Genomic DNA, 14,865 nt, shown 5'->3' on the forward strand with positions numbered 1-14,865 from the left:
AAAAAACGTCGAGTGCTGCCCCTTACTCGAAGTGACCGACCGACTTCTCGTACTCTTCGGCGGCCTTGTCCCAGTCGACGACCTCGAAGAAGGCGTCGATGAAGTCACCGCGGGCGGGGCCGTAGTCGTAGTAGTAGGAGTGCTCCCAGACGTCGAGTGCGAGGACGGGATGGGAGCCCCAGAGCGCGCCCTGGTCGTGCTTGTCGACCGGGACGTTGCGAAGCTGCTTGGCAACGGGGTCGTACACGAGCAGCGCCCAGCCGCCGGCGGCTGAGGCGGCGGCCTTGAACTCGCCTTTCCAGCCCTCGTAGGAACCGAAGTCCTCCTCGATGCGGTCGCGGAGGTCGCCCTCCGGCTCACCGCCGCCGTTGGGGTCCATGTTCTCCCAGAACAGCGTGTGCAGGTAGTGACCACAGCCGTTGTGAGTCACGTTACCCATCGCGCCGGCGCTCGAGCCGAAGTCGCCGGCCTCGCGGTTCTCGGCGAGCGTCTTCTCGGCAGCTTCGAGGCCGTTTACGTACCCCTGATGGTGGGTGTCGTGGTGCCAGGTGAGCACCTGCTCGGAGATGTGTGGCTCCAGTGCGTCGTAGTCGTACGGGAGCGGTGGCAGTTCGGGTTCGGAATGTTCGGGCATATGAAAACGCCTCCGTCAATAATGTCGCGCGGCTGCCTGTTAAACGTTTAGGAGCCATTCGTTACCACCCTGCATGGACAGCGGGACGGGGCCGCGACTGTCCCTTGTAGTGACGATACCCAGCGGCCCCGCCTCGTGTGTAAGCGGTCAGGAGAGTACAGCGAAACAGAATGACGCCGCCCTACTCGTCTCCCCTCGCCCGCTCGAACATCGACAGGGCCTGCTCGCGGCGCTCGCTGTGGTCGACGACCGGGTCCGGATACGCCGGTGCGGCGTTGCGCCGCTGCGTGAGCGAGCAGTCGTTCCACTCGTGGATAACCTCGGGTGCAGCGTCCCGCAGTTCCGGGACGTACGCTTTGATGTACTCGGCGTCCGGGTCGTAGTCCTCGCCTTGCGTCATCGGATTGAAGATGCGGAAGTACGGCTGGGCGTCGGTCCCCGTGGAAGCCGCCCACTGCCAGCCGCCGTTGTCGTTGGCCGTGTCGTGGTCGACCAGTTTCTCCCGGAACCACTCGTAGCCGTGGCGCCAGTCGATGAGCAGGTCCTTGGTGAGAAAGGAGGCGACGATCATCCGGACGCGGTTGTGCATGTACGCCTCCGCACGGAGCTGTCGCATCCCGGCGTCGACGATGGGATAGCCAGTCTCGCCGTCCTTCCAGGCCTGCAACAGGTCCTCGTCGTTCTCCCACTCGATGGGGTTCTCGTAGGACTTGTAGTTCCCCGAGACGACGTTGGGGTGGGCAAACAGCACCTGCGTGTAGAACTCCCGCCAGGCCAGCTGGGACTGGAACTCCCGCACCGAATCCCGACGGTCGCCGCCGGTCCCCTCCTTGGCGTCCTGGGTGCGGTCGTACACCTCCCGGATACCGATTGTCCCGAACTTCAGGTGGGCCGAGAGCCGGGAGGTACACTCCTCCGCCGGGAAGTCCCGGCGCTGCTCGTACTCGTAGACGCTCTCCTCGAGGAAGTCATCGAGCAGGGCACGTGCTTCGCCGGTCCCTGCCGCGGGCACGTCCGCTTCCGGCTCCGTGAAGCCGAGGTCGGTAAGCGTCGGAAGCGGGTCGCCGTCGACGTCTGCCAGCACGTCGGCTGACGGGGGGTCGTAGGGGGCCGCCTTCTCGCGGTCGTGCCACTTCCGGCCGAAGTAGGTGAACACGCTGTAGGGCTCGCCGTCGTTCGTCGTTATCTCGCCCGGTTCGTGCAACACGGCGTTCTGGACGGCCTCGCGAGCAACGTCCGCGTCGTCCAGCGCCTGCCGAACGGCGGCGTCACGTTCGCGTGCGAGCCCGGAGTAGTCTTTCCCCCACGTGACTTTGTCCGCGCCGTACTTGGCTGCCAGTTCCGGCAGGACGGACGTGGGGTCGCCCTCGGCGACGACGAGGTCGCTTCCGCGGTCGCGGTACCGCTCGCGGAGTCGAGCGAGGGCGTCCAGCATGAACGCGACGCGCGGCGGGCCGGCGTGGTCGAGGACGTCCCTGTCGAAGACGAACACCGGGACGACGGGGTCGGACGGAGTCGCCGCGGCGAGGCCGGCGTTGTCCGCCGCCCTGAGGTCGCGGCGATGCCAGTGCAGGCGCATACCTAGTGCACGTGCCAGCCCGGCCAAAAGGTACTGCCCAACGATGTTGGTCTGTCAGGCGGTGACGGACACCACTGTTATCCTTCTGCCCGGAGAGGGCACACGCATGGAAGACGCGAGCGTGACGGTGTCGACGGAGGGAGACGTGGCCACAGTGACGCTGAACCGACCGGCGGCGAGAAACGCCCTGTCGAAGGGGACGGCCGAGACGCTCACGGCCCAGTTCGAGTCGCTCGTCGAGAGCGACGCCCGATGTGTCGTCCTGGAGGGCGCAGGCCCCGCGTTCTGTGCCGGCGGCGATATCGATGCGATGCTGGAGGGTGTCACCGGCGACCAGCCGCCGGCGAAGCGGGTCGAGCTGGTGGTTTCGGCACTCCACGAGGCCATCCGGACCGTCCACAGCTGCCCCCTCCCGGTCGTTGCGAAGATAGACGGCCCCGCCTTCGGTGCCGGGGCCGGGCTCGCGCTGGCCTGTGACCTGCAGGTCGCGAGCACCGACGGACAGATCGGCTTTGGCTTCCGGCGGGTCGGCCTGGCCAGTGATTCCGGGGTCTCCTACTTCCTCCCGCGCATCGTCGGGCCGAACAAGGCCAAGGAACTCCTGTTCACCGGCGAACTGCTTGACGCTCGTTCGGCTGCGGAACTCGGCCTGTTCACGCGAGTGTTCGACGCGGAGACGTTCGAGTCGGAGGTTTCGGCGCTCGTCGCGGACATCGCCTCGGGGCCGACAGTCGCGCTCGGCCACGCCAAGCGCCTCGTCAACCGCAGTCTGGACAGTTCGCTCGAGCAGGCGCTCGAAAACGAGGCCACCGCGCAGGGCGTCGCCTTCACGACCGAGGACCACGAAGAGGGCGCGACCGCGTTCGTCGAGAAACGTGACCCCGAGTTCCAGGGCCGGTGAACTGATTACCGAGGCCCGCGTCAGGACTGACTCACTACCCGCCCGCTAACCGAGGACACACGCCAGCTATGACCTCACCGAATCGACCGGCCACCGGAACCACGACTGACCGCGCTCACCCCCTCACCAGGAGGGCGGACACAGCATGACCGACGACGCTCCGGACTGGGAGTTCAGCGAGCGGGACATGTACATTCTGCGCGAGCTCTCGGCGGACCCCCAGCGGTCCTCACGTGAACTCGCTGACCTGCTCGAGTCCGAGTACGACATCGACGTGTCTCACGTGACCGTCAGCGAATCGATCCGTGGGATGCGCGAGGAGGGCGTCTTCCGGGAGACGATTGTCCCGAACGAGGACCTGTTCAACTTCGCGCTGTTCGAGTTCAAGTTCAACCCCGAACATTTCGCCGACTCCTGGCACGACGCGATGGTCGCCATCCGCGACGACCGGCACACGCTGTTTTACTTCCTCTCCGACGGCGAGTATCAGTGGAAGTCAGTGATGATGTTCCCGAGTCGGACGGCCGAATCGCGCTGGATACACGACTTCTACAAGGAACACGGCGACGTGATTCAGAACGTCCGGAACTCCGTGGTCCACAACGTCCTGAAGTTCCGCACGGACCCGGCGCTGTTCATCGAACTCGACGGCGAGCGACCGTAGTCGCGGAAGGAGACCCACAGAAAATAAAGACGAGAAAGAGGGGGGCTAGACAGCGTCGTGCCTACAGTTTCCGCTCGGCGTCCTCGGCCAGTTCCTTCATCCGCTTGCTGACCCGGCCCGCATCGGAGAACTCGTCTTCGCTCATCGCCGTCGCCAGGGAGTTCCCGAGCACGAACACGGCGTGTTTGTGTTCGCTCTTCGATTTGTGCACGTCGGAGGGCCGCACGTCGAGTTCCTGGTAGGCGTCGAACAGGTCGGGGTCGACCGAGTCCATGTCGTCGCGGAAGTACTGCATAATCGTCACCATCTGCTCGTGTAGCTCGAGAAGCTCGTCTTTGTGCATGGCTACAGCTACGTGGCGGCACGTGCATAAGAATTGCTTGAGAAGGGATACCAGACACTCACGCCTGCATTTTCAGAAGACGTACTCGTCGTCGTGACCCATCATGCCGTCTTCTTCGAACCCTGGCTCCTCGTCTTCGTCCTGTGGTCCGGAGGTTTTGTACGCCTTGAGCCCGGTCGACAGGAGGTCCTCGATGGCTTCCTCGCGGTTGAGGAACTCGCCTTTCTCGACGAGCTGCGCGATCTGCATCTCCAGGTGTTCCGGGATATTGATCTCTACCTTGGGCATCGCAACATAGGGGGCTTCGACTATGCCCTATTTAAACTTGACGGGGGTGTGTTCGTAGATTGCAGAATTACAATTGTAGAACGGGGAGACGAAGTTCGGGAACTGTGAGATTAATTTCCCCGAAGGGGAATAGTCCGCCCCGCGTTACATCACGGTCAGAACGGGACGAGAGCGGCCGATTCGCGCTGACGGTCCGGTCGGTCCCTCCCGTGCAGAATCGAGCGTATAGTTAGGCTCAAAGGTGCGGAATCCTAAGACGTGGCTGATGGAACCACTGCGTGGTGACGAGACGACGGTTGGTGAGACAACGGTCGTCGCACGCGGGTGTCGCCTCGACGATGCACCGGTGCGAGCGGTACTCGAATCGGACGCTCGCCCCCGGGTCTTCTGGGCGGCCGGTACAGAGTCAATCGCGGCCCGCGGGAGCGCGGCGACCGTGACTGCCGACGGGCAGTCGCGGTTCGGCGACGTGCGGACAGCGCTCGAAGCGCTGTTCGAGGACTGTTCGGTCCCCGACGACATCCCGAGCGTCGCGCGTCCGCGAGCGTTCGGCGGGTTCGCCTTCCACAACGGGACCCACGAGGGGGCCGACTCCCCGTGGGACGGGTTTCCCAGTGCGGCGTTTTTCCTCCCCGAGATACAGGTGACTGCGAGAGACGACGACGCCTGGCTCACGACGGTCGCGACGGGACCCGATGCCGCGACGGAGGCGGAGGCGTTGCTGGAGGAGTGGCGCGACCGGCTGGTCGCGGACTCCGAGAGCGTGCCGGGCGCCCGGCCGGGAATCTCACACCGGGAGCGCACGCCCACACAGGACGGCTGGCGCCAGCAGGTGGCGGCCGCCGTCTCCAGCATCGAGCGCGGCGACCTCCAGAAGGTCGTGCTCGCCCAGAGCCTCAGTGTCACACTGGACGCGGAGCTGTCGGTCCCCGACGTGATGGCTCGGCTGTCCCGGACCTACCCCGACTGCTACCGCTTCATGCTGTCGCCCGACGATGGCGGCACCTTCTTCGGGGCCACGCCGGAGCGGCTGGTCTCGGTCCGCGGACGGACGGTCCGCACGGAGGCGCTGGCCGGCTCGACGGGGCGGGGCGACACGCCCGCCGAGGACGAGTGGCTCGCCGCCGAACTCCTAGACAGCGAGAAGGACCGCCACGAGCAGAAGCTCGTCGCCGACGCGATACGGGACCAGCTGGAGCCCTTTGCCTCGACGGTCCGCATCGGCGAGCGGACCGTCCGTCGGCTCGCCACGGTCCAGCACCTCCGGACGTCGATTACGGCCGAACTCGACGACGACGAGCACGTCCTCTCGCTTGTCGAGGCGCTGCACCCGACGCCGGCCGTGGGCGGCCTGCCCCCGGACGCGGCGCTGCGGACCATCCGGGAGACGGAGGCGTTCGACCGTGGCTGGTACGCCGCACCGATCGGATGGGTCGACGCCGCCGGCAACGGGACTTTCGCCGTCGGTATCCGTTCGGCCGTCGCCACGGAGCGTGCGGCGACCCTCTTTGCGGGCGCGGGCATCGTCGCGGACAGCGACCCCGACCGCGAGTGGGACGAGGTCCAGCTCAAGTACCGGCCGATACTGGACGAGCTGGAATGACCCCACCGAACGTCAACACGCTGTGGGCGGAGACGCTGGTCGCCGAACTCGCCGCTGGCGGCGTCGACGCGGTGTGTCTCTCGCCGGGCAGTCGCTCGACGCCGCTGACGATCGCCTTCGCCGAACAGCCCGACATCGAGGTGTTCTCGCATCTCGACGAGCGGTCGGCGGCCTTCTTCGCGCTTGGACGCGCCCGTCGGACCGGCGAACCGACGCCGCTGGTCTGTACGTCGGGGACGGCGGCGGCGAACTACCACCCGGCGGTCATCGAGGCGAACCAGTCGGGCGTCCCGCTGCTCATGTTGACGGCGGACCGACCGCCGGAACTCATCGACAGCGGGGCGAACCAGACCGTCGACCAGGAGAAGCTCTACGGCGACGCCGTCCGCTGGTATCGGGACATGCCCGAGCCCGAGGCCGAACCGCGGAAGGTGCGGATGCTCCGGACCACGGCGGCCCGCGCGCTCGCGAAGAGCACCGGAACCGACCCCGGACCGGTCCACCTGAACTGCCGGTTCCGGAAGCCGCTGGAACCGACGCCGATGCCCGACGACGACCCGGCGGGCGTCCCGGCCGACTGGGCGGGCGGCGACGACGCGGCCGAAGCCGGCCGCGACGGCCCGTTCGTCGCGACGAACGAGGGCGTCGCCGCGCCGGACGAGCGAACGGTGCGCCGCGTTCGAGACTCGCTCCGGGCCGCTGAACGGGGCCTCATTGTCACTGGCCCGGCCGATGACGGGCTCGGCGCGGCCTCGCTGGAGCGGCTTGCGTCGGCGACCGGCTTCCCCGTCCTTGCGGACCCGCTCTCTGACCTGCGGTTCGGCCCGCACGTCGACCGCCTCGACGTCCCGGTCTGTGGCGGCTACGACGGCTATCTCGGAAGCGACAGCACCGATGCGTGGGGCGACCCCGATGTAGTCCTCCGCGTCGGCGCGTCGCCGACTTCGAAGCCGCTCCGTCACTACCTCCGGGACGCCGACTGCCGGCAGGTCCTCGTCGACCCGACCGGCGGCTGGTCGGAGGCCGAGTTCACCGCAACGGACCTGCTCGTTGCTGACCCCGACGCCACCGCGGATGCGCTCGCGGCGGAGCCGCTGGGTGGCGTGACGGAGTCGTGGCGCGAGCAGTTCGCCACGGCGGAACGAGTCCACTGGGACGCCGTTGCCGAAACCGTCGCCGACACCTACTGGGAGGGCGGCGTTCTCGCGGACGTGGCTGCGCTGGCCCCCGACCCGGCCACGCTGTTCGTCTCGAACAGCATGCCGATACGGGACGTGGACCGCTTCGGCCGGCCACGGGACGCCGACCTGACCGTGCTGGGCAACCGCGGGGCCAGCGGTATCGACGGCATCACCTCGACGGCGCTCGGGGCCGGGAGCGCGACGGCAGACCCGCTCGTCCTCGTCACCGGCGACCTGGCGTACTACCACGACATGAACGGCCTCCTCGCCCTGGGGCGCTGTGACGTGGACGCGACGGTCGTCCTGATAAACAACGACGGCGGCGGTATCTTCCACATGCTGCCCATCGAGGACCACCCCACCTTCGAGGAGCAGTTCCGGACGCCACACGGCCTCGATTTCGCGCCGACGGAAGCGCTCTATGCGCTGGAGTTCGAGCGGGTGGCCGACCGCCGGGAGTTCCGCGAGCGGTTCGCCGAGTCGGTCCGGACCGACGGGACGCAGGTCATCGAGGTCCAGTTCGACGCGGCCGACAGCCACGCGGTCAGAGACCGGCTTGCCGAAGCTGTCGCCGAGGCTCTCGCGAGCGACTGATATTTCAGAGCCGCAACACGGCCGAGGTCAACAGTGACAGTCCGAACGGGAGCCACGTTCCCGACAGGGCGAGCGCCCCGACGAGCGAGAACGCGCTGACGTTCAGTGCGAACAACGCCGCCGTCGTCGCCAGGCTCCAGCTCCCGAACACCATTATTGCGACCGTGGGTTCGGACTGGAGATAGCCGACCACGAAGAGGGTACAGACCCCGATTGTCAGGTTCACCCACAGCGGGAACGCCGGGAGCAGCGCGCTGAACAGCATCACCGGGTAGAGGGCGAAGGTGATGGCAAGCAGCGTCAGCTCGCGGCCGGTCGGCATCGCGAGGAGCGGCCCGCCCGCGAGGGTGTCGGTCTGGCGGACGGCGTACGAAGACGACGAACTCCAGGCGCCGCCGGAGCGGTCGCTGAAGCCGCTGGTCGCGGTGGCGCCGGAGTGCCAGGTCGACTCTGACTCCGACGCGGTCGCCCTCTCGCTGGTCGCCCCGGTCGACCGGTCGTCGGTGGAGGTGGTATCGCCGTCGGCGCCCGAGCGCCCGCCACCCTCCTCGGCGACGCGTTCTCTGGCGGCCTGTTCGCGTCGTGCCCGCCCCCGAGCGTTGGCCCGGGACGTGCGCCGGCCAGTACTGGATTCAGTCCGGTCGGTCGCCGACGCAGACCCGTCGTAGCCCGCGCGTCGCGCCGCTGCGGCCGCGTCACTGTCGCCGTCCTCCCCCGCGTCACTGTCGCCGGCGACGTAGGCGTCGTGGCCCAGTCGGTCGTACCGCGCCCGCTCGGCTTCGTCGGTGAGCACGTCGCGGGCCTCGATGAGCCGCTGTGTGGCCTCGCCGGCGTCGGCCGCGTCGCTCACGTCGGGGTGGGTCTCCTTCATCCGCTCCCGGTACGCCGCTTCGATGGCCGCCGTGGAGGCGTCCGTCGGAACGCCCAGGACCTCGTAGAACGACTCTGTCATGCCGGCCGTAGCACCTGCCGGCGAGTGATCGACGGAAGCTGCCAGCTACCGCGTTCGGTCACTGTTCTCGACGCCTCCGTCGGTCTCCGTACCGCGGTCGGACGGCGCCTCCTGGGCCGTGGCAAGTCGTTCCAGCGCCGTCGCGACCCGTTCGAGCGTGAAGACGAACCGCACGAGCAGGTACACAAGCCAGGGGACGACCCCGACGAGCAGCCCCAGGAGTATCTGTTGGACGATTAGCAGGCTGTACAGGACGATGGCCACGGAGAGGGCGGCGAGCAGCGCCATCGCCGCTCTGTTGTTCGACCTGGAGGGCATCGCTAGACGGTTCACGCCCGCGACACCAAAGCGTTTGCTCCCGTGTGGATACGAGGAATCTTTTTGCGAGGGCCGTCCCGAGCCACGGTATGGTCTCTGAGCTATTCGACCCGGAGCGGTGGACGGCCGTCGACCGGTTCGACTTCACCGATATCACCTATCACCGCTCGACCGACACGGGCGCGGTCCGCATCGCCTTCGACCGGCCGGAGAAGCGCAACGCCTTCCGGCCCGAGACGGTCGATGAACTCTCGACGGCACTGGACCACGCCAAGCGACTGACCGATGTGGGCTGTGTCATCATCACCGGCAACGGTCCCTCCGAGAAGGACGGCGGCTGGGCGTTCTGTTCGGGCGGAGACCAGAGTATTCGTGGTGAAAGTGGCTACGAGTACAGCGAGACCGAAGACACAGAGGCCAGCGACGGTGTGGCAGACGACGCTCCCGACAACGTCGGTCGCCTCCACATCCTCGAAGTCCAGCGCCAGATACGCCACATCCCCAAACCCGTCGTCGCCGTCGTCCCGGGGTGGGCCGTCGGCGGCGGCCACTCACTACACGTCGTCTGTGACCTCACGCTCGCCAGCGAGGAGCACGCGAAGTTCCTCCAGACGGACCCCGACGTGGGCAGTTTCGACGGCGGCTTCGGCTCGGCGTATCTCGCCCGACAGGTCGGCCAGAAGAAGGCCCGGGAGGTGTTCTTCCTCGGCAAGACCTACGACGCCGACGAGGCCGCCGACATGGGCATGGTCAACGACGTCGTGCCCCACGAAGACCTGGAGGACACCGCCGTCGAGTGGGCCGAGCGAATAAACGAGAAGTCACCGACGGCGATGCGGATGCTCAAATACGCTTTCAACCTCGATTCGGATGGGATGGTCGGCCAGCAGGTGTTCGCCGGCGAGGCGACGCGGCTGGCGTACATGACCGACGAGGCACAGGAGGGCCGTGACGCGTTCAACGAGGGGCGCGACCCGGACTTCGACGACGTGCCGTGGCACTACTAGGACACGGGCAGTCACGAGACGATGCCGTCCGCGGCGCTCAGTCCTCGTAGGCCAGCGTCATGACCCACTGCGAGAAGGTATCGTCGTGGGGGTCGACCTCTTCGTCGCCGATAAAGGGCGAGAGCTGGTCACCGGCCATCAGAAGCGAGAAGTCCAGGTCCCGGGCCGCGGGCGTCAGGTAATAGGTGTTGTGCCCCTCGTACACCGTCTCCTCGCGCTGGATGAGGTCCTTCTCGAACAGGGACTCGACGATGCGACTCCCCTTGCGCGAGGAGACATCGAGTTCCTTCCAGAAGTCGCTCTGGTGGATGCCGCCGGACTCCCGAATCAGTTCGAGCCCGGCCCGCTCGCCGTCAGAAAGGTCCGCCTCCGACGCTGCTGAACTCATGTATTGTGTACACCGTGAGTCGGCCGCTTAAATCTGACCTTCGACCGGGCGGTAGGGCGTCCGGCACGGTGGCCCGTCCGCGTACCGGTACTCCCTGTCGGCACCCAGCGTGATGAGCGACGACGACCGCGTGCCGAAGCCGTCGCCGTGGACGCAGACGCCGTACTCGTGGTCGCTGATAGTGTCGCCCGCGCGGTCGATCCATTCGTCGACGGATTCGCCCGGTTCCGGGACCAGCGCCTCGCGCAACCGCGTCGCGCTGGTCGCCTGCTCCTCGCCGGCGTCGGGTCGGTGGGCGGGAATCCGGTAGTCGCCGTCCGCGCCGACGTTGACGACGACGTGGACGCCGGGCTGGAAGTTCCGGACTGCGAGCTGGCCGTCCCACTCTAGCAGGACGGCGGCGTTCTCGTCGGCCAGCAGGAGGTTGAACCCGTCGTACTCTGCGTCTCTGGTGGCTCGTTCGACGGCGCGTGCAGCGGACTCCGCGCTCTCGTGACTCAGCGCGTCCCGGACGAGGAGCCCGCGCGAGCGCTCGCCGGCCAGGTCGGCGTCGACCCAGCGGTTGGTCACCGCCGCCAGCAGGCCGTGGTCGTTGTAGCCGATCCACGTCCCGTCTGCTTCTTCGTCGGCCGGCGCGACGACGCGACTCCCCCAGTGGCGTTGCTGTGGCGGTTGCGATGGCCTGTCGAGTCGCTCGTCGCGGTTCGCCGCGACCGCGACCGGCGTGCCGTCGAAGACCTGCCACGCGAGGACGATTGTACACACGGGAGTCCGTAGGTCACCGACGGGCAAAACGGCTTGGCTCGCGGGGACATCACTCGGACCGTTCGGTGCCGGAGTCGTCCGCCGAGAGACGCGACCGGACGGCCTCGCGGTCGACGGTCCCCGACGGCGTCCGCGGGAGCGAATCGGCGACCCGAACCGTCTTCGGGACCTCGTAGGCCGCGAGCCGCTCGGCGCAGTACTCGCGGACGGCCGCGGGCGTCACGTCCCCGACGACCAGCGCGGCGACCCGCTGTCCCCACTCCTCGTCGGGCAGGCCAACCACGGCCGCGTCCTCGACCGTGGGATAGTCCTGAATCACCGCGGCGACCGTGCTCGCGTCGACGTTCTCCCCGCCGGTCACGATGCGGTCGTCGACGCGACCCTCGACCCAGAGGTGCCCGTCCGCGTCCCGGTAGCCGATGTCGCCGGTCCGAAACCCGTGGTCGCCGAACGCCGCGCCGTCGCCGCTCAGATAGCCCGGCGTCACCGTGGGGCCGTCGACGACTATCTCGCCGCGCTCGCCGGGGCCACAGGGCCCCACGTCATCGACGACCGTCACGTCGGTGAACACGAGCGGCTGGCCGACGGTGCCGGCGTGCTCGAAGGCCGTTTCCGGCCGCGCCGTCGCTATCTGGGAGGCCGTCTCGGTCATGCCGTAGGTCGGACAGACCGGCACGTCCCGCTCCCGACACCGCTCGATGAGCGCCTCGCCCGCCGGCCCGCCGCCGAGCAGGACGAAGCGAACCGCAGACGGCGGTTCCCAGCCCGCGTCCAGCAGGCGCGAGAGCATCGTCGGCACCAGCGAGACGCCCGTCACCGACCGGTCGGCGATGACCCGCTGTGTCGCTTCGGCGTCGAACGAGCGCTGTACGACGGCCGCGGTGCCGTACAGCGCGCTCCGGACGAACGGGGCCAGCCCGCCCATGTGGTAGGTCGGCAGACAGACCAGCCAGCGGTCAGTGGGCAGGACGCCGAGGCGGTAGGAGGAGGCGACGGCGCTGGCGACGAGATTGCCGATGGTCAGCCGGACGCCTTTCGGCTCGCTGGTAGTCCCCGAGGTGAAGATGACGAGCTGTGTGTCCGTCCGGGAGAGAGCCGCCGGAGTCACGTCTCCCTCGGCAGCCGAGCCGCTTCCCGCTGTCCCGTCGGCGACAGCAGCCGCTGACAGCTCCTCCTCGACCGAAACGACGGGGCAGCCGCCGACGTCGGCCGCCAGTGAGGCAGTGGTGTCCCCACAGACGAGCAGGTCAGCCTCGACCGTCGAGCGCTGCGCCCGGAGCGTCTCCGCGTCGAGTTCGACGTTCAGCGGCGCGAGTGTCGCCCCGAGTCGCATCGTCGCAAACAGGAGCGTCCCGACCGCCGGCCGCGTCGGCAGGAGCGTCGCGACGGTGGCGTCCGGGGCGTCAATTCGTCGGTCCAGTTCGGCAGCCACCGCGTCGACAGCGGCGTCGAGCTCCCGGTAGGTGACCGCCGTCCCCGACTCCGCCGCGACCAACGCCGTCCGGTCGGGCGTCGCGTTGGCGCGGCAGGCGACGAGGTCCTTCGTCGGCCAGTCGACGGGGTCACGCATCGGTCCGCACCTCTGCCGGGTCGATACCGAGGCCGGTCGACTGCGGGACCGACATCGCGCCGTCGGTCACCGTCGTCGGGTCCGGGGCGAGGTCGGCAGCGAGTCTGTCACCGGTCGCCAGGCCGCAGGCCCCGATGTCGGGAACCGCGGCGGCGACGTGCAGCGCCGCGAGGCGGGCGACGACGCCGTCGATGGTCGTGGTGACGACAGGCTCGACGCCCTGCTCGCGGGCCCGGAGCGCCAGCGTGTGGGCGTTGCCGGGGCCGCCCAGCACCATCGGCTTCAGTATCAACACGTCGGCCGCGTCGGCGTCGAGCACGCTGTCGACCCGGCGACCGACGAGCGACTCGTCGAGCGCGACGTCGACGTCGGTGCCTCGAAGCGCGGCGTGCCCGGCGAGGTCGTCGGCGGGGAGGGGCTGCTCGACGTAGGCCACGGCAAGCGGTGCGAGCCGGTCGAAGGCGTCCCCGGCCTGGTCGCGGGACCACGCGCCGTTGGCGTCGGCCCGCAGGGTCACCTCGTCGCCCACGCGCTCGCGGACGGTCCGGACGCGCTCGACGTCCTCGTCGACGGTTCGCGTCCCGACTTTGAGCTTGCAGCAGTCGTAGCCGGCCTCGACCGCCCGCTCGACGGCGTCGGCTGTCTCGGCCGGCGACCCGTCGCCGACCGTCGCGTTGACCGGCACGCTGTCACAGTGTCTGTCGGACTCGAACCACCGGTACAGCGGCACGCCGTCGGCCCTGGCGTCGGCGTCCAGCAGCGCGGTCGCGAAGCCGTGGCGGGCGGCCGGGACCGAGGCGGCGTCCAGCGACAGGAGGACGTCGGTGTGACCGCCGTCGGCTGCGACAGCGGCCGCGTCGGCCAGCCCGCTCCGGCAGTCCTCGACGGACTCCGTCCAGCCCGGGAGCGGCGTGGCTTCGCCGACGCCGGCCTCCCCGCGGTGGTCGTAGCGGACGACGAACCCCGAGCGCCGGCTGATGGTCCCGCGAGCGGTGGCGAGCGGACTCGACAGCGGGAGCGAGAACGGGTCGACGTTCATAGTAGCTGTGGGACAGCGAGCCCCAGCGCGAACAGGACCGAATGGGCGAACAGCGTCTGGCCGACCCGTTCGAGCGTCGGATTCAGTGCTTCGCCGCCGGTCCGCGTGAGGACCGTCTTCGAGACAGTCGCCGCCAGCGGCAGCGTAAGCAGCGGGGCCAGCGCGGGCAGCCCGTACTGGCTGTCGAGAGCGAACACGACCGGGACGACGTAGGCCATCCCGACCATCAACAGGAACTCGACGCGGCTCCACCCGTAGCCAAGATAGACGGCCAGCGTCTTCTTGCCCGCGGCGCGGTCCGTCTCACGGTCGCGGATGTTGTTGACGACGAGAATCGCGGTCGACAACCCGGCCGCGGGGAGACTCGCCGTGATGGCCGCGGCGGTGACCGACCCCGGCGGAAGCGTCATCGGGAACGTGCCGAGAGAGCCGGCGCTCGCGACGGCCTGTACGTAGTAGGTTCCAGTGACGGCGACGAGGCCGAAGTAGACGAACACGAACAGGTCGCCCAGGCCGCGGTACCCGTAGGGGAACGGCCCCCCGGTGTACAGAACCCCGGCGGCGATACCCGAGAGGCCGACGACGACGATGGGGAGGCCACCGACGGCGACGAGATAGACGCCGACGATGACGGCGAGGCCGTAGGTGGCGATCATCGCCCGCTTGACTTCGTCGGCGTCGATGAGGCCGCCGGCGGTCACGCGGGTGAACCCCTGGCGTTCGTCGGTGTCGGCCCCCTTCACCGCGTCGTAGTAGTCGTTCGCGAAGTTCGTTCCGACCTGGATGAGCAGCGCGCCCACCAGCGCTGCGACCGCCGGCAACGGGGCGAAAACGCCGGCGTGGACTGCCAACCCCATCCCGACGATGACCGGCGCGGCCCCGGCAGGCAGTGTCTGTGGCCGCGCGGCCATCACCCACGCCCGCCGCTTCGAGATGTCCGCCGTCGCTGTACTCATTGGCGAGAACTGGGGACGCTATCCTCAAAGCGGCTGTGGTTCGACGGATACCCAAAATATGACCCGTTCGCGTGACAGCAACA

The 14,865-nt window shown here is 68.4% G+C and carries 16 protein-coding genes; 5 read left to right on the plus strand and 11 right to left on the minus strand.

The features are described 5' to 3' along the window. Positions 1-22 precede the first annotated feature (22 nt). Complete coding sequence (sod, locus tag KZ498_RS10535; protein WP_312618714.1) at positions 23-634, minus strand: superoxide dismutase; 612 nt, start codon at positions 632-634, stop codon at positions 23-25. Between the two features lie 181 nt (positions 635-815). Next, positions 816-2,213 (minus strand): deoxyribodipyrimidine photo-lyase, encoded by a 1,398-nt coding sequence (locus KZ498_RS10540; RefSeq protein ID WP_312618716.1) that lies wholly within the window; start codon positions 2,211-2,213, stop codon positions 816-818. Between the two features lie 43 nt (positions 2,214-2,256). On the opposite strand from KZ498_RS10540, the gene KZ498_RS10545 reads away from it, so the two are divergent. Continuing rightward, complete coding sequence (locus KZ498_RS10545; protein WP_312618718.1) at positions 2,257-3,114, plus strand: enoyl-CoA hydratase-related protein; 858 nt, start codon at positions 2,257-2,259, stop codon at positions 3,112-3,114. Positions 3,115-3,259: 145 nt separating this feature from the next. After that, positions 3,260-3,778: an Lrp/AsnC family transcriptional regulator gene (locus tag KZ498_RS10550; RefSeq protein ID WP_312618720.1), complete on the plus strand. Its 519-nt coding sequence runs from the start codon at positions 3,260-3,262 to the stop codon at positions 3,776-3,778. A gap of 61 nt (positions 3,779-3,839) precedes the next feature. Here KZ498_RS10550 and KZ498_RS10555 read toward each other — a convergent pair whose 3' ends face one another. Both KZ498_RS10555 and KZ498_RS10560 read right to left on the minus strand, forming a co-directional pair. Beyond that, entirely contained in the window at positions 3,840-4,121 is a 282-nt protein-coding gene (locus KZ498_RS10555) for a UPF0058 family protein (protein ID WP_312618721.1), read from the minus strand. 72 nt (positions 4,122-4,193) lie between these two features. Beyond that, complete coding sequence (locus tag KZ498_RS10560) at positions 4,194-4,409, minus strand: ribbon-helix-helix domain-containing protein (RefSeq protein ID WP_004517946.1); 216 nt, start codon at positions 4,407-4,409, stop codon at positions 4,194-4,196. A 265-nt stretch (positions 4,410-4,674) separates the two neighbouring features. On the opposite strand from KZ498_RS10560, the gene KZ498_RS10565 reads away from it, so the two are divergent. Together KZ498_RS10565 and menD are read left to right on the plus strand one after the other, a co-directional pair. Next, entirely contained in the window at positions 4,675-6,012 is a 1,338-nt protein-coding gene (locus tag KZ498_RS10565; RefSeq protein WP_312618726.1) for an isochorismate synthase, read from the plus strand. Continuing rightward, positions 6,009-7,787 (plus strand): 2-succinyl-5-enolpyruvyl-6-hydroxy-3-cyclohexene-1-carboxylic-acid synthase, encoded by a 1,779-nt coding sequence (gene menD / locus KZ498_RS10570; protein ID WP_312618728.1) that lies wholly within the window; start codon positions 6,009-6,011, stop codon positions 7,785-7,787. Before KZ498_RS10565 ends, menD begins: the two co-directional genes overlap by 4 nt. A gap of 4 nt (positions 7,788-7,791) precedes the next feature. Here menD and KZ498_RS10575 read toward each other — a convergent pair whose 3' ends face one another. Both KZ498_RS10575 and KZ498_RS10580 read right to left on the minus strand, forming a co-directional pair. Next, the gene (locus tag KZ498_RS10575) at positions 7,792-8,739 is read right to left on the minus strand and encodes a DnaJ domain-containing protein (protein ID WP_312618730.1); all 948 of its coding nucleotides are present in this window, start codon (positions 8,737-8,739) and stop codon (positions 7,792-7,794) included. A gap of 45 nt (positions 8,740-8,784) precedes the next feature. Continuing rightward, complete coding sequence (locus tag KZ498_RS10580; RefSeq protein ID WP_312618732.1) at positions 8,785-9,057, minus strand: hypothetical protein; 273 nt, start codon at positions 9,055-9,057, stop codon at positions 8,785-8,787. 89 nt (positions 9,058-9,146) lie between these two features. Here KZ498_RS10580 and KZ498_RS10585 point away from each other — a divergent pair, with 89 nt between their 5' ends. Further along, positions 9,147-10,064, plus strand: a complete 918-nt coding sequence (locus tag KZ498_RS10585; protein WP_312618733.1) for a 1,4-dihydroxy-2-naphthoyl-CoA synthase — start codon at positions 9,147-9,149, stop codon at positions 10,062-10,064. A gap of 37 nt (positions 10,065-10,101) precedes the next feature. On the opposite strand, the gene KZ498_RS10590 is transcribed toward KZ498_RS10585, so the two are convergent. Genes KZ498_RS10590 through KZ498_RS10610 form a run of 5 tightly spaced genes read right to left on the minus strand, consistent with a single transcriptional unit; the run spans position 10,102 to position 14,782 of the window. After that, positions 10,102-10,452 carry a hypothetical protein gene (locus KZ498_RS10590; protein ID WP_004517952.1) on the minus strand — a complete coding sequence of 117 codons (351 nt, stop codon included), beginning with the start codon at positions 10,450-10,452 and terminating at the stop codon, positions 10,102-10,104. Positions 10,453-10,479: 27 nt separating this feature from the next. Continuing rightward, on the minus strand, positions 10,480-11,217 hold the full coding sequence (locus KZ498_RS10595; protein ID WP_312618735.1) for an NRDE family protein: 738 nt from the start codon (positions 11,215-11,217) through the stop codon (positions 10,480-10,482). Between the two features lie 49 nt (positions 11,218-11,266). Beyond that, positions 11,267-12,787: an AMP-binding protein gene (locus KZ498_RS10600; protein WP_312618736.1), complete on the minus strand. Its 1,521-nt coding sequence runs from the start codon at positions 12,785-12,787 to the stop codon at positions 11,267-11,269. After that, positions 12,780-13,826, minus strand: a complete 1,047-nt coding sequence (locus KZ498_RS10605; RefSeq protein ID WP_312618738.1) for an o-succinylbenzoate synthase — start codon at positions 13,824-13,826, stop codon at positions 12,780-12,782. The genes KZ498_RS10600 and KZ498_RS10605 overlap by 8 nt, the downstream gene beginning before the upstream one ends. Then, entirely contained in the window at positions 13,823-14,782 is a 960-nt protein-coding gene (locus KZ498_RS10610; RefSeq protein ID WP_312618740.1) for a 1,4-dihydroxy-2-naphthoate polyprenyltransferase, read from the minus strand. Before KZ498_RS10610 ends, KZ498_RS10605 begins: the two co-directional genes overlap by 4 nt. Positions 14,783-14,865 lie beyond the last annotated feature (83 nt).

This window comes from Haloarcula sp. 1CSR25-25, assembly GCF_032027985.1.
Taxonomy (GTDB): Archaea; Halobacteriota; Halobacteria; order Halobacteriales; family Haloarculaceae; genus Haloarcula.

Bases quoted from the DNA above. Each gene is read 5' to 3' on its own strand.
- KZ498_RS10550 (WP_312618720.1), top strand. From the start codon at position 3,260: ATGACCGACGACGCTCCGGACTGGGAGTTCAGCGAGCGGGACATGTAC.
- KZ498_RS10560 (WP_004517946.1), bottom strand. From the start codon at position 4,409: ATGCCCAAGGTAGAGATCAATATCCCGGAACACCTGGAGATGCAGATC.
- KZ498_RS10580 (WP_312618732.1), bottom strand. From the start codon at position 9,057: ATGCCCTCCAGGTCGAACAACAGAGCGGCGATGGCGCTGCTCGCCGCC.
- KZ498_RS10540 (WP_312618716.1), bottom strand. From the start codon at position 2,213: ATGCGCCTGCACTGGCATCGCCGCGACCTCAGGGCGGCGGACAACGCC.
- KZ498_RS10600 (WP_312618736.1), bottom strand. From the start codon at position 12,787: ATGCGTGACCCCGTCGACTGGCCGACGAAGGACCTCGTCGCCTGCCGC.
- KZ498_RS10575 (WP_312618730.1), bottom strand. From the start codon at position 8,739: ATGACAGAGTCGTTCTACGAGGTCCTGGGCGTTCCGACGGACGCCTCC.
- KZ498_RS10565 (WP_312618726.1), top strand. From the start codon at position 4,675: ATGGAACCACTGCGTGGTGACGAGACGACGGTTGGTGAGACAACGGTC.
- KZ498_RS10585 (WP_312618733.1), top strand. From the start codon at position 9,147: ATGGTCTCTGAGCTATTCGACCCGGAGCGGTGGACGGCCGTCGACCGG.
- KZ498_RS10610 (WP_312618740.1), bottom strand. From the start codon at position 14,782: ATGAGTACAGCGACGGCGGACATCTCGAAGCGGCGGGCGTGGGTGATG.
- KZ498_RS10545 (WP_312618718.1), top strand. From the start codon at position 2,257: ATGTTGGTCTGTCAGGCGGTGACGGACACCACTGTTATCCTTCTGCCC.
- menD (WP_312618728.1), top strand. From the start codon at position 6,009: ATGACCCCACCGAACGTCAACACGCTGTGGGCGGAGACGCTGGTCGCC.
- sod (WP_312618714.1), bottom strand. From the start codon at position 634: ATGCCCGAACATTCCGAACCCGAACTGCCACCGCTCCCGTACGACTAC.
- KZ498_RS10590 (WP_004517952.1), bottom strand. From the start codon at position 10,452: ATGAGTTCAGCAGCGTCGGAGGCGGACCTTTCTGACGGCGAGCGGGCC.
- KZ498_RS10605 (WP_312618738.1), bottom strand. From the start codon at position 13,826: ATGAACGTCGACCCGTTCTCGCTCCCGCTGTCGAGTCCGCTCGCCACC.
- KZ498_RS10555 (WP_312618721.1), bottom strand. From the start codon at position 4,121: ATGCACAAAGACGAGCTTCTCGAGCTACACGAGCAGATGGTGACGATT.